Consider the following 13,456-nt stretch of genomic DNA (forward strand, 5'->3'; position numbering starts at 1 on the left):
TACGGTTCCTGTTGAAGTGATAATAAAATCACTACTGTCTAAATCTTTCACTCCTTCACTAAAATTCACTTGATAAATAACTGTATTTTCATTAGTGATTTCTGTGAGGGGAGTTTGACGAGTAATGCTACTAATGGTTGGGGTGACTGCATCTATCTTAATGGCTGTAGTATCAGTCACATTTTTGAGGGTTAAATTAACGTTATTTCCCCCACTATCTTTAACAGTTGCATCCCCCGTTAAGGTTAACGCTGTTCCCATAACGAGACCAGTATTATCCTCGTTTCCTAAACCGATATTGTAACGGAAAATATGCTGAGTATTCGCTGCTCCTGTACCTAATAACGTCGCATTAACAGTTCCGCCTGTATCTAAGGTAACAGGAATATTAACATTTCCTGTGCCTTTATTAATCGTGACAGGCTGAGTAAATGTCACCACAAAATCGAGGTTATCTCCCGCTTTTAAGGTAATCGCAGGAGGAGCTTGAACTTTACTAATTTCTACCACAGAAGCAATCAATGAAAAGGGGAAGTTAAACGGGTTTTCATCTCCATCATTATTACTAAAAGATAATTCTCCTTGGAGTGTTCCTATTTGATTAGGTGTGAGGGTAACATCAACAGTTGTACTAGCATTAGGAGCGAGTGTAGTGGTGGTAAAATTTCCTGATCCGGTAAAGCCTGTTCCGCTAAACGTTATCGGATTAGTTAATAATAAATCCCCTAATCCGGTATTTTTAATCATGAAAGTTTTAGTGAGACTTCCTCCCAGGGATATCTGACCAAAATTAATAGCTGTTGAAGTTCCATCAATAATATTGGTGGTTCCGTCTAAGACTTCTATTTCTGGTGGGGGGACGTATTCAAATGCACCAATATCAACAGTATTATTAACAATTCGGTCAAATCCAACGCCTCGTTGGTCAGTTGTTAATCCTGTTGCATTGGCATTATTTCCTGTATCAATCCCTGGGCTTCCTGCTAACAAAGCATGGGTAAAACTTAAGCCACCATTATCTTGTAAAGGGCCTAATTTAGCATCTAAAGGATTGCTGGCTGTTCCCACTAAGCTACTAGCTGGAAATGTGGTTTCAACACCGCTATTATCTCCGATTAAATTTCCACCTCCATCTATCCAAGTTCCTCCCGCTATATCGGGATTTTTAACATCTGTTGATAAGTCTTGATTTCCAGCAATTAATGTGTTTTTAAGGGTAGCTGTTCCAGTATTTTGAAAAATTGCTCCACCACTATCATAAGAGGTATTATTACTCGTATTAATATCGGCTTTGTTGTTCGTGAAGGTACTATTAGTAATGGATAAGTTTCCAATATTATGAATAGCACCGCCACTATCTTCTGCGCTGTTACCGGAAAAGGTACTATTATTAATGGTAGCGGTACTGCTGTAGTAAATAAAAATTGCCCCACCGCCATATCCTCCCTCGCCTGTGACTTTGTTATTGGCAAAGGTACTATTATTAACGGTAAGATTGCCTAAGCTACTACTAACAAAAATTGCTCCCCCCCGTCTATGTGCTTCCCCATTCCTGAAACTGAGGTTATTGAGGGTGAGGTCACTCTTGGAGGGAACATAAAAGAAACGAAAAGCAGGTGCTGTGGTGCTTCGTTCAATAATAGCCCCATTCCCGTTCAGGGTCAGTTTTCCGCCAACGCTTATATCCGCAGGAGTAGGTAAACCGTTAGCATCACTAGCAACACCATCGGAGGTGTTGTTATCAACCGTTGTTAAGCTGTAGACTCCTTTTGTTAAATTAATAATATCGTCTTCTAGTGTGGTGTTAGCCGTGTTAATGGCTGTTTTTAGCTCATCAACGGTACTAACGTTATAAGTCCCTAATATGGCTGGATAATCAGTAATTTTTTCTTGATCAAACGGAAATGGAGTGGTAATTTTTCCTAAGATAACATCTAGGTTCCAACTTCCTCCCAAGGGAGTATAACCCACTTTTTGACGCGAAGCCGCCAGGTTGACTCCTAGATAATGATGAAGACGGGACAGAAACCGACCGTCATCCGATGCGAGTTCACAACTATAAATTAAAAAATCGGTATTTTCTGTAAAAGTTTGTCGCCAAGTTTTCAGTTGCGGCGCATATTTTTCAAGATTATTGACGTTTAGGGTTGTATTCCCTAAATGCAGTGTTCCTGAACTTCCATGGGTGAGGAGATGAACAGCTTTTAAATTTTTGTAGCCTGATAAAATATTGGTAATTTGTTGAATTCCATCTTCATTTTTGGAGAGGATGATAAAATCAACATTTTCACCCATTGCGTCTAATAATTGGGGGATATTCGTAACGGATGAATCAATGATCAGTAATATATTGTCTGTGAAGGCTGAACTCAGTTCAAAATTAACGATATTCATGATCAATCCTTTATTTTCTATTACCTGAAATGGTTTTGGGTTAGCCTGAATCGGTTAGAAAGTGAGGAGGTTTTTCCAGCGTAAAACTCACCCCTCGCACAGAGGAATCCAAAGATTATAAGAGATTGCACCCCGCTTATGTGATGCTTCTAAAGGACAATCTCTAGGGATTTTATCCAAGCCTTTGGGTTCTATTAGAGAATATCCTAATTTAATATGAATTTAATAAATTTAGTATAAACTAACTGATTGTTTTTTCTTCAGAAGTCTTGAAAATGATTACAAAAGTTTACATTTTAATCAAGAGTTATGTATTGACACTAAGTTTTCAAACTCCCATCTTGGTCTTATAATTTCAGTATAAATATTGTTAAGTTTGTCGGGATTGACAAGCGCAAAATTAACTTGGGGGAGTCCCTGTTGTTACTGAGCATTCGACGTTCGCTCACGCCGAAGTCTTCTCGAAGGTGTTACTGAACCTGTGATACCCTGAGCTTGCTGAAGGGTGGAAGTACCCCACGCTGATTTCTAGTGATTTTTCGGTAAGCGTGAAATTCAGCATGGAACTTATCCCTCCCACAATCCCGCTTGTAAGTTATATTTGTTACATATCTTAATCTATAACGACAGTTCCTTAACAAAATTATACGGAGAAGGCGATGACAGAACCACAAAAAGGACAATGGGATGGCGGTCGGTTCCTGAAAACCTTAGCTTATTTTGGGGTGATTCCGTTTATTGGTAACATTAGATGGATACAAAATTTATTCGGTGGAAAGGTTAAAACCAACCTTGATAAACCCAATATAATCTTAGTAGTTGGTGGGACAGGAGGAGTTGGAAAACGAGTGGTTCAACGGTTACAGCAAAAAGGGATTAAAGTCCGTTGTTTGGTTCGGGATGCGAAAAGAGCAAGAACAATTTTAGGAAATTCGGTAGAATTAATTGAAGCAGATTTAACCATTCCTGAAACTTTAACGCCTGCTATCTTTGAAGATATTAATGCAATTATTTGTTGTAGTGGAACTAAAGTCCAACCTGTGGAGGGAGATACACCAAACCGAGAAAAATATTATCAAGGAATTAAGTTTTATATGCCGGAAGTGGTTGATGTACCGGAATTAGTAGAATATAAAGGAATTCAAAATTTAATCAATGCAGCACCTAAAACCCTGAGAAATTCTGGGGATAAAGTTTTGTTTGATTTTACCCAACCTACTGAAGCAGTTAAGGAAATTTGGGGAGCTTTAGATGATATTGTTATGGGGGGAATGAGTGAAAGTTCATTGAAATTAATTCCGAATGCAGCTTTATTTACGGGATATGTTTCAACGGCGAATTCTGGAGGGTTTGTTTCCGTTAGAACTCGTAATTTTGAACCGCCTTTAAATTTATCAAATTATCAAGGAATTGAATTACGGGTTAAGGGAGATGGAAAACGTTATAAATTTATTATTCGCTGTAATGAGGGTTGGGATAGTGTGGGATATTGTTATTCCTTTGATACGGTTTACAATATTCCAATTACAATTCGGATTCCCTTTAATCAATTAATTCCAGTGTTTCGTGCTAAAACATTACCAGAGGGACAACCGTTTAATTCTAGTCAAGTGTTTTCCTTACAATTAATGTTGAGTAAATTTGAATATGATGGTGCATTAAACCCTAAATTTGAACCGGGGTTATTTCAATTAGAAATTGAATCAATTAAAGCCTATGGCGGAGAAATTTTACCTCGGTTTATTCAGGTAAGTTCGGCGGGGGTCACTCGTCCGGGGAAACCGGGATTAAATTTAGAAGAAGAACCTCCGGCGGTACGTTTAAATGAACAATTAGGCGGGATTTTAACGTGGAAATTACGCGGAGAAGAGGTTATTCGTTCGAGTGGAATTCCCTATACGATTATTCGTCCCTGTGCGTTAACAGAACAACCTGGCGGTTCTGCGTTAATATTTGACCAAGGAGATACGATTAAAGGACAAGTTAGTCGAGAAGATATTGCAGAGTTATGTATTCAAGCGTTAACTCAACCGAAAGCGTGTAATACGACTTTTGAAGTTAAAGCAGAACTGGATAGTCCAGTATCAAAAAATTGGGATGAGTTATTTTCTCAACTCAAACTTGATTAATGATTAATAAGGAACAGGGAATGTATTCAGGATTTGGTAGAGACGCGCCATGGCACGTCTCTACAACTGTAATGCGTAGCACTTAAAATCAAATCATATTTTGACATGAAGCGAATAAAGATTTAAACTGCTTGTTGAAAATTTATCTTTTTTCTGTTCCCTGTTCCCTATTCCCTGTTCCCTATTCCCTGATATATGTTAAAGTTTAAATCGGGTTTAACACCTTATTTGTTTTTATTTCCTGCTTTATTAATGCTGAGTTTAACCGTATTCTGGCCAGCATTACAAGCATTTTATTTAAGTTTGTTTAGTTATGACTTACTCGCGCCGCCAGAATGGGTGGGGTTTAAGAATTTTCAACGGTTATGGACAGATGAGGTATTCTGGGAAACCTTAAAAAATACCTTTCTTTATTTAATGATTGTGGTTCCAATTTTAGTTTTTGCACCTTTAGCTTTAGCAATTTTAGTCAATCAAAAATTACGCGGAATTAATGGATTTAGAACCGCTTATTATGTTCCGGTTGTCATTTCAATGGTGGTGGCGGGTATTGCTTGGAAATGGTTATATGCAGAAAATGGTTTTTTCAATCAACTTTTGAGTGCGATTTCGTTTCCGGCTATTCCTTGGTTAACCAGTCCTAATGTTGCTTTATTTAGTGTGATGGCGGTGACGATTTGGAAAGGATTAGGCTATTATATGGTGATTTATTTAGCAGGATTACAAGGAATTCCATTAGAATTGTATGAAGCCGCTAGTATTGATGGTTCTGATGGGTTCAAAAAACATTGGGATATTACCTTACCCTTGATGAAACCTTATATGGTTTTAGTGGGGGTAATTTCGGCGATATCCTCAACGAAAGTGTTTGAAGAAGTTTATATTATGACCCAAGGTGGGCCAAGAAATAGTTCTAAAACGATTGTTTATTATTTGTATGAACGAGCGTTCCAAGAGTTAGACTTAGGTTATGCTTGTACCATCGGGTTAATTTTATTTTTAATCGTTTTGGGATTATCAATTTTACGATTAATCGTTGAACGGTTTAGCGAAAATCTTAACAGCAATCGTCCTTTCCTGTAGTCAACCTGACACCCAACACCGATTTTAAGAGTTGATGGAACAGTGACAAGCATCTTGCTGTAATAATCGTTCTCCGGCTTGTTTCAACACCGTTAATACAGGTTGTAATTGTCGTCCTTTATCCGTGAGCGAATATTCAACATGAGGGGGAATTTCTGCATAGACCCTCCTTTCAATAATACCATATTTTTCTAATTCTCGGAGGCGAATTGTCAAGGTTTTCGTACTAATTCCGGGTAAAGCGTCTAAAAATTCATGGGTACGACAATTCTTAATTAATAACTCCCGCAAAATTAAGACCGACCATTTGCTGCTGATGATTTGCACAATATATTGAATGGGGCAAGTATTTGGATTCTGGGAGCTTGCAGAACCCAACTCTGGTTTTTTGAGACAAGGAGTAACATTCATTTGCAACATTTGTTAACGTTAATCCCAAGAGACTTGAGGATTTAATCTTTTTTAAGAATAGCGCATAATTCCCTAATGGCAACTATTTTTTACTTTTGGTAACTATGTGAGCCAAATGAACCTATATTGAAATCACGATAGAAAGTAGTACGCTTTGAGATAGAGGGAAAACAAACCCTCCGTTGAGACCGAAAGTTCACACCTAGAGAAAAGAAAACGAAACAAAATCTTAAGAACTACCGAGTTCGTAATGCAAGATTGATGAAGTTCTAAACATTCAATTCAGTCTGGAATGATTTAGAACCAGCCCCTCAGAATGTACGGGTAAGGATAAATACATTCTGACCTAAGTTTGAACTTAAATAAACAAAAAAGATTGACGAGTTTTGATTCAATCGTCATTCCAATTGGAGGAATTTTAAAATGGTTGACGCTTATGCAACGACTGGAACCGTAAATTCAGAAGCGAAGGAAAAAGCTTTTGTGTTGTGGTTTGATGAAGTGGGAATTTCAGATATTCCCTTAGTAGGTGGAAAAAACGCATCCTTGGGTGAAATGATTCAACAACTGACCCCCCAAGGCGTGAATGTTCCCAATGGATTTGCGACTACTGCTTATGCTTATCGTTATTTTATTGAGTCTGCGGGTTTAGAGAAAAAATTACGAGAACTATTTGCAGACCTCGATGTTGAAGATATGCAAAATCTGCGGCAACGCGGTAAACAAGCTCGTTCCTTAATCCTTGACACTCCGTTTCCAGCCGACCTAGAAGAAGCGATTACCAGCGCCTATAAAAAACTTTGTGAACGCTACAGTACAAATGGCGATTTCTGCAACCAATTTGGCGAAGAATATAAGGAAGAATGCAAACGTTATGCGAACGATGTAGACGTTGCTGTTCGTTCATCCGCCACTGCTGAAGACTTACCCGATGCTAGTTTTGCCGGACAACAAGAAACTTATTTAAACGTTTATGGCGAAGAAGGTGTATTAGAATCCTGCCATAAATGCTTTGCTTCGATTTTCACCGACCGGGCGATTTCCTATCGGACGATTAAAGGCTTCGATCATTTTAACGTGGCTTTATCGGTTGGTGTGCAAAAAATGGTGCGGTCTGACCTCGCCAGTTCTGGGGTGATGTTCTCCATCGACACTGAAACGGGATTCAAAAATGCCGCCTTAGTGACCGCCGCCTATGGGTTAGGAGAAAACGTCGTACAAGGTGCGGTGAACCCGGATGAATATTTCGTGTTCAAACCGACTTTATTACAAGGGTTCCGTCCAATTTTAGAAAAACGCTTAGGAACCAAAGAACTGAAGATGGTCTATGACATCGGCGGTTCTAAACTAACGAAAAACGTTTCAGTTCCTCAATCTGAACGGGAAAAATATTGCATTAATGACGATGAAATTTTGCAATTAGCAAAATGGGCGTGTATTATTGAAAACCACTATTCACAAGCTCGTGGTACTTACACCCCGATGGATATTGAATGGGCCAAAGATGGGATTACCGGACAATTATTCATCGTCCAAGCTCGTCCTGAAACAGTACAATCTCAAAAATCCGGTTCCGTTCTCCGAAACTTCAAACTCCAAGGAACCAGCAACGTCCTGTCACGGGGTCGCGCCGTTGGCGAAATGATTGGTCAAGGGAAAGCGCGAGTGATTCTGGATGTTCATAAAATTGATGAATTCCAAGCGGGTGAAGTGTTAGTCACCAATAAGACTGACCCCGACTGGGAACCGATTATGAAAAAATCCAGCGCCATCGTTACCAACGCAGGCGGACGGACGTGCCACGCAGCGATTATCGCCCGTGAAATGGGAATTCCGGCGATTGTGGGTTGTGGCGATGCGACAGCCGTAATTAAAAACGGACAAGAAATTACCGTTTCCTGTTCTGAAGGGGAAGAAGGTCGGGTTTATGAAGGCTTAGTTCCCTTTGAAGTTCAAGAAACCGTCCTTGATAATCTACCGAAAACTCGGACGAAAATTTTAATGAACGTCGGGAACCCCGAAGAAGCCTTTGGGTTATCCGGTATTCCTTGCGATGGTGTGGGGTTAGCGCGACTTGAGTTTATTATTGCCAATCATATTAAAGCGCACCCGTTAGCGTTGTTGAAATTTGACCAACTCGAAGACGAATCTGTTAAACGGGAAATTGCCGACCTGACCAAACTTTATCCGAATAAACCCGATTTCTTCGTGGATAAACTGGCTCATGGAATTGGGATGATTGCGGCGGCGTTCTATCCGAATCCTGTGATTGTACGGATGTCCGACTTCAAGAGCAACGAATATGCCAACTTGTTAGGCGGTCGTCAGTTTGAACCCAAAGAAGAAAACCCGATGATTGGCTGGCGGGGTGCGTCTCGTTACTATGACCCCAACTACCGCGAAGCTTATGGGTTAGAATGTGTCGCCCTGAAACGGGTTCGGGACGAAATGGGTTTAACCAACGTGGTTCCGATGATTCCCTTCTGTCGCACTCCCGATGAAGGTCGCAAAGTGTTAGCAGAAATGGAAAAACACGGTCTGAAACGCGGCGTCAATGGACTGCAAGTCTATGTGATGTGCGAACTGCCCAGTAACGTGATTTTCGCTGATGAATTTGCCCAAGTGTTCGACGGGTTCTCCATTGGGTCTAACGACTTAACGCAATTAACGTTAGGGTTAGACCGTGACTCGGCTTTAGTTGCTCATATCTTCGATGAACGCAACGAAGCCGTCCGTCGGATGGTCACGATTGCCATTAAAGCGGCTAAAAAATATGGTCGCAAGATTGGGATTTGTGGTCAAGCGCCTAGCGATTATCCAGAGTTTGCCCGCTTCTTAGTTGAACTGGGAATTGACTCCATCAGCTTGAACCCCGACTCTGTGATTAAAACGATTCTGGACATTGGCAAAATGGAAGAATCTGGCACATTGTTAGATGAAGTCATGGACGTTGCTAAAGCGAAATAAATTCTCGTAGAGACGTTGTATACAACGTCTCTACAACAGAGATAGTTTGCTGAATTTTAAGGATTAAAATTATGAGGGTATGGCGATGTCATACCCTTTTTTAATTGGGGTTAGGAATAAATCGATAGAAGCTTTAATCTAATTGTTCAAATAATTCTGAAAACTGTTCTAAAAGTTTATAAACCATTGTACCGATTCTTTGAGGAAAGTCCTTATCAGTTGGATGACAGTCTCCTAGTTTTCTAGCTCGTTCAATTGCAGCAACTAGATACTTACCTTTAATAAATTCTTTATAGTAATTAGATTTAGATTTATCTGGGTGGATATCATCAAGAACCTGCTTACAAAGTTTAGGTCTACCTTTGATTCCTTCATTTTCAATGGATTCCCTGATTGTAGGTTGTTTGACTTTCCGTTTTTTATTAGTTTTAGATTTTTGGGAATTATTACTTTTCGCCAATTGAGTATCCGCATCTACAAAATGGAGAATTAACCAAAGTTCAAAGCAAGGATTACTCAATCCAATTTTAAAATTTTCGTTGTCGTGACAGAGTTTTGTTAATTGCTGAATTTGAACTTTACGGTTGTTATAATCATCTGTATCAATAATCATCCATAATTCATCATACTCTTGGATATCATATTTTTTAACTAACTCATCATAACATTGCTTTAATTGTGCATAAACAGCAGCAGGAGCAGAGTCTCCAGAATGGATTCTATCAAGATATTTTAACTTAATATTCCTCTTGTTTAACTGTAAACTGTATTGTTGAATGAGCTTCTGGAAATAAAAATATTCTGTCTTGTCACCTTCTGCTGCAATGACATAAATTTTCCAGTTACCATCCTTGCATTCATCTAAAATATCTTGGACTATTCGTTGATAATCATTTCTTTCTCTAGGCATTTCTTTGATTCCTATGTAGCCAAAACTGGTTTTTCATCATTTTTAATCGCTCTGAAAAAAGGGATAGCTCCAAACCGACCGTTAATATAACCTTTAACTAAATCTAAATTTTCTACATGGGTATTAGCAAGAGAATAAGCAATTGATTGTCCATGTTGATCTTTTTCAATAAACCAAATTTCATCTTTTCTAAAAAGTTCTTTAATATCCAAAAGAGTAACTTGATGTGTTGTAGCAATTAATTGGCTATTATGCAATTTATCATTTTGATTTTGATTCTCTATTTCAAAATTGAGAAAAAGCTCAAATATTTTCCGCGCTAACAATACATGAAGGCTTCTTTCTATTTCGTCAATAACAAAAACAACATCGCCTTGAGAGAGTTTAATTAACATCGGAATTAAATCTATAATTCTTTGGGTTCCATCTGATTCTTCTTCAATTTCAAACAAAACTTCTTTTTTATTTTTATCATGCTTAATTATAACCAAGTTCATAACTTTCAAAGCTTTTGAATCTGGAATAGATCGAATCATTAAACTGCTCCCTTTATTTCTTGCTAAAACAAATATTGCATTAGCTGTTTCATCATGATAAGGGAATTCTTCTTGAATCATTTCTTTAACTTCTAGCGGAATTCTCTCATAGTTTTCTAAATCAATTTCATTAATATCTACTCTTTCTATTCCTAAATCCAAAGATTTTAATAATTGATTAAAATTATTAAAAAAACCTGGGTTTAATGATTCTTCATTGTCCTTTAACAGTAAGGGAAGTGCAAAAGGTTTACTTTCGGGAAACAAAATTTTTAATACATTTGAGAACCAATTATAAATATCTTTAAAATGTGTAATACGGCGTTCTTTAGAATTAGTTAAAAATAATAAATTTTCTCTCGTACTTTTAGATTCATATTTAATTCTGCTTTGTTCTTCACCTTCTATTCTATTAAATAGAGAATGTTTAAAGTTAAATTGATAATCATTGCCATTTCTTTCATAAATTCTTTCTTCTTTGGTAATACCTATTTCAAATAACCATTCTTCATAAACTTGAGTAGGATCAATGATAAATCCATAAGCATACTGTTTTTGATGATGTCTAAACTCAAATTCAAACCGAGAGGGCTTTTTAGAAGAATCTTGCTCAAGTTTAAATAGACTAACTTTTATATTTTTATTTTTATCAACGCCATCTACAATAAAATCTTGAGCAAATTTCATGGCTTTGATCAGGTTAGATTTACCAGAAGCATTAGCTCCATAAATCACAGAAGTTCTTAATAATCTAATGGATTCTTTGTTATCCTCTTGAACAACATGGCGAGGATGATTGTTGTCAGGAGAAGCAATCATCGTAAATTCAGTTCTTTCATTAAAAGATAGAAAATTTTCTACAGTAAACCGAATTAACATTGTTTGATTTTAATTATATTTAAAGTTAAATCCTATATAAATCAACTTTAAATATAAAGATAGCTTATTGTCTTACAAGTGTCAACCCGATTTTCACATTTTGAAGAGGGAAACGGTTACTTTTGCTTACGCCGAGGAATTAAGGGAGGTTTCGCAGGTTCATAAGATTTTAATCCCTCATCTCCTGTTAGAATTTTGACCTCATAACCTAACTTAGCATAATAATCTGCAACTCGCTTAATACTTGCATCTCCGAGGGATAATTTTTGTGTGGCTAACTGAGGAAATTCATCCGCAAGCTGTTTAATTTGTTCAGAATTCCATAACTCTGACTGTTGGGTAAATGCAGCCCAAGGGGTTTGATTATCCGCCGTTAATTTCATTAATTCTGCTAATTTTAGAGCAGTTTCATACCGTAAATTTGAAGCTTGGGCGATGTGATTTCCCGTTTCAATAATAGAAGCTAACGGTAAAACAAACGTTGTTTTTAATTGTTCTTCTCGTTGTAAAATTTCCTCAACTTTAGCTTTATTCCAAAAATTTTCTTTTGAACCACAGGTTTCTTTACCCAGAACTCCTAACCAAACACAAAGGATAGAAGTATCAAAAATTAATACTTTTCCCATCATTTCTATTCCCGATGTTTAGCTAAACTTTCTTCTAATAATCCCTGCTGGGTAATTTTTCCTAAAGAACCTGATGCCATTAATTTCGGTAAATTTTCAATTTCATCTAAAGGAATTAACTGGCTTTCTCCGGTATCTTGATTTCGATAAGCAACCATAACAAAAGGAATAAAATCAGGGGTTAATTCATCCATTAAAGCCGGGTTATGAGTTGTAACTAAAACATCGATATTACGTTTTTGCCCAATTTCTCGTAACATTTGTAAAAGTAAACCTGCACGAGAGGGATGTAAACCATTATCAACTTCTTCAATTACAATTAAACTTCCTTCAGGACGGGTCAATAAAGCGGTTAAAATGGCTAAAAATCTTAAGGTTCCATCGGACATTCCTCTTGCATCGACTAATAAAGGTTCTTGATTGTTACCCCATTTTTCCTCACAATATAACATCGCATCACTACCTAATCTTCCCACAGGTTCAGCCCAAACTCGTTGTAAATCTCCTTCAGGAAGTTGGGATAAATAATTCAATAAAGTTTGTTCTATTTTCTCTTTCTCAGGTTCAGGAAGGGCGGCTAAAACTCCCGCAAGATTTGAGCCATCTTGTTCTAAAGTTTTTGATAGAGGAGAATAGTCTCTCATCCTTTGAGGAATTGGGTTAATAATAAATATTTTTTTGAGAACTTCTATAGTAGTAGTGTGACTCCAACTCGTAGTTATCAAAGAATAAAAATTATAAAAGGGCAGATATTTCTGATTCATCAAAATAAATTGAGTGCTAGGAAACAATTTGTTTAATGCTGATGATTCATACTTTCCAAGAGTCATTTTTATCCCACTCAAAGAGGGATGTGGAAATGAATCTATACGACTAACCGTATTTTCTGATGAGTTATTAATTCCATCATTCTCATTAGATTTAATTAATTTTATAAATTCATTAATTAATTGGATTTTAGGTTCTATTTCTGCTGTAATACTATAAAGACAATCAAATTCAACTTGCTCATCCTCCTGTTCATATCCTCCACTAATAACCGCTTCTAAAGTAAACTGTGTTTCTGGTTTTTTAACCACCCATTCTAACCCCCCTCGAATTCCTGGGGTATGACTATCACCGATTAAAGCAGATTCTAAAGATTTTGCTTCAGGAATGCGACTTAAAAAATCTAAAGCATCAATAACATTAGACTTGCCACTAGAATTAGTTCCAATTAAAATAGTAATTGGATCAATATATAATGTTGCATCTTTAAAACTTTTCCAGTTTTTTAAGTTAATTTGCTTAAGCATTAGGCGATTTGTATAGTTGAACAATTTTTATAAACTTTAATTAAAAATTCTTGAAATAGATACAAAAATTGCTAAAAAAATATTAATTTCATAGAAAATTGTTTCCACCGTTTAACGTTTTACCTCAGCTTCAGGATAAATACCGCTAACTTATAGTTTAGCATAGCAGTTTGATCTGATCGCATCAAGCTATAATTTTTCTACATCCTAATTTTATAGTTGAGAA

General features: G+C 37.1%; 9 protein-coding genes. 3 read left to right on the forward strand and 6 right to left on the reverse strand.

The features are described 5' to 3' along the window. The coding region (locus ACKPEB_RS18185; RefSeq protein WP_408966382.1) for a DUF4347 domain-containing protein at positions 1 to 2,394 on the reverse strand (2,394 nt) is incomplete at its 3' end. A gap of 659 nt (positions 2,395 to 3,053) precedes the next feature. Here ACKPEB_RS18185 and ACKPEB_RS18190 point away from each other — a divergent pair. Then, positions 3,054 to 4,523, forward strand: coding sequence for a CIA30 family protein (locus tag ACKPEB_RS18190; protein ID WP_408966383.1), 1,470 nt, complete (start codon positions 3,054 to 3,056; stop codon positions 4,521 to 4,523). 195 nt (positions 4,524 to 4,718) lie between these two features. Continuing rightward, positions 4,719 to 5,606: a carbohydrate ABC transporter permease gene (locus ACKPEB_RS18195; protein ID WP_408966384.1), complete on the forward strand. Its 888-nt coding sequence runs from the start codon at positions 4,719 to 4,721 to the stop codon at positions 5,604 to 5,606. Between the two features lie 24 nt (positions 5,607 to 5,630). Here the strand turns inward: ACKPEB_RS18195 and ACKPEB_RS18200 are convergent, their stop codons facing one another. Further along, positions 5,631 to 6,017, reverse strand: a complete 387-nt coding sequence (locus ACKPEB_RS18200; protein WP_408966385.1) for a winged helix-turn-helix transcriptional regulator — start codon at positions 6,015 to 6,017, stop codon at positions 5,631 to 5,633. Between the two features lie 423 nt (positions 6,018 to 6,440). Here ACKPEB_RS18200 and ppsA point away from each other — a divergent pair, with 423 nt between their 5' ends. After that, on the forward strand, positions 6,441 to 8,984 hold the full coding sequence (ppsA, locus tag ACKPEB_RS18205; protein ID WP_408966386.1) for a phosphoenolpyruvate synthase: 2,544 nt from the start codon (positions 6,441 to 6,443) through the stop codon (positions 8,982 to 8,984). Positions 8,985 to 9,117: 133 nt separating this feature from the next. Here the strand turns inward: ppsA and ACKPEB_RS18210 are convergent, their stop codons facing one another. From ACKPEB_RS18210 to ACKPEB_RS18225, 4 genes are all read right to left on the reverse strand, one after another. Further along, positions 9,118 to 9,894 (reverse strand): RloB family protein, encoded by a 777-nt coding sequence (locus ACKPEB_RS18210; RefSeq protein WP_408966387.1) that lies wholly within the window; start codon positions 9,892 to 9,894, stop codon positions 9,118 to 9,120. An 11-nt stretch (positions 9,895 to 9,905) separates the two neighbouring features. Then, positions 9,906 to 11,249 carry an AAA family ATPase gene (locus ACKPEB_RS18215; protein ID WP_408966388.1) on the reverse strand — a complete coding sequence of 448 codons (1,344 nt, stop codon included), beginning with the start codon at positions 11,247 to 11,249 and terminating at the stop codon, positions 9,906 to 9,908. 176 nt (positions 11,250 to 11,425) lie between these two features. Further along, a complete protein-coding gene (locus ACKPEB_RS18220; protein WP_408966389.1) occupies positions 11,426 to 11,938 on the reverse strand; it encodes a hypothetical protein in 513 nt (170 codons plus the stop codon). 2 nt (positions 11,939 to 11,940) lie between these two features. Beyond that, positions 11,941 to 13,230, reverse strand: a complete 1,290-nt coding sequence (locus tag ACKPEB_RS18225) for an AAA family ATPase (RefSeq protein WP_408966390.1) — start codon at positions 13,228 to 13,230, stop codon at positions 11,941 to 11,943. Positions 13,231 to 13,456: the final 226 nt, after the last annotated feature.

Source organism: Planktothrix sp., assembly GCF_046067725.1.
Classification (GTDB): domain Bacteria; phylum Cyanobacteriota; class Cyanobacteriia; order Cyanobacteriales; family Microcoleaceae; genus Planktothrix.

What these genes read in the sequence shown, in the direction of transcription:
- ACKPEB_RS18190 (WP_408966383.1), top strand. Translation starts at nt 3,054, where the DNA reads ATGACAGAACCACAAAAAGGACAATGGGATGGCGGTCGGTTCCTGAAA.
- ACKPEB_RS18220 (WP_408966389.1), bottom strand. Translation starts at nt 11,938, where the DNA reads ATGATGGGAAAAGTATTAATTTTTGATACTTCTATCCTTTGTGTTTGG.
- ppsA (WP_408966386.1), top strand. Translation starts at nt 6,441, where the DNA reads ATGGTTGACGCTTATGCAACGACTGGAACCGTAAATTCAGAAGCGAAG.
- ACKPEB_RS18200 (WP_408966385.1), bottom strand. Translation starts at nt 6,017, where the DNA reads ATGAATGTTACTCCTTGTCTCAAAAAACCAGAGTTGGGTTCTGCAAGC.
- ACKPEB_RS18225 (WP_408966390.1), bottom strand. Translation starts at nt 13,230, where the DNA reads ATGCTTAAGCAAATTAACTTAAAAAACTGGAAAAGTTTTAAAGATGCA.
- ACKPEB_RS18195 (WP_408966384.1), top strand. Translation starts at nt 4,719, where the DNA reads ATGTTAAAGTTTAAATCGGGTTTAACACCTTATTTGTTTTTATTTCCT.
- ACKPEB_RS18215 (WP_408966388.1), bottom strand. Translation starts at nt 11,249, where the DNA reads ATGATTGCTTCTCCTGACAACAATCATCCTCGCCATGTTGTTCAAGAG.
- ACKPEB_RS18210 (WP_408966387.1), bottom strand. Translation starts at nt 9,894, where the DNA reads ATGCCTAGAGAAAGAAATGATTATCAACGAATAGTCCAAGATATTTTA.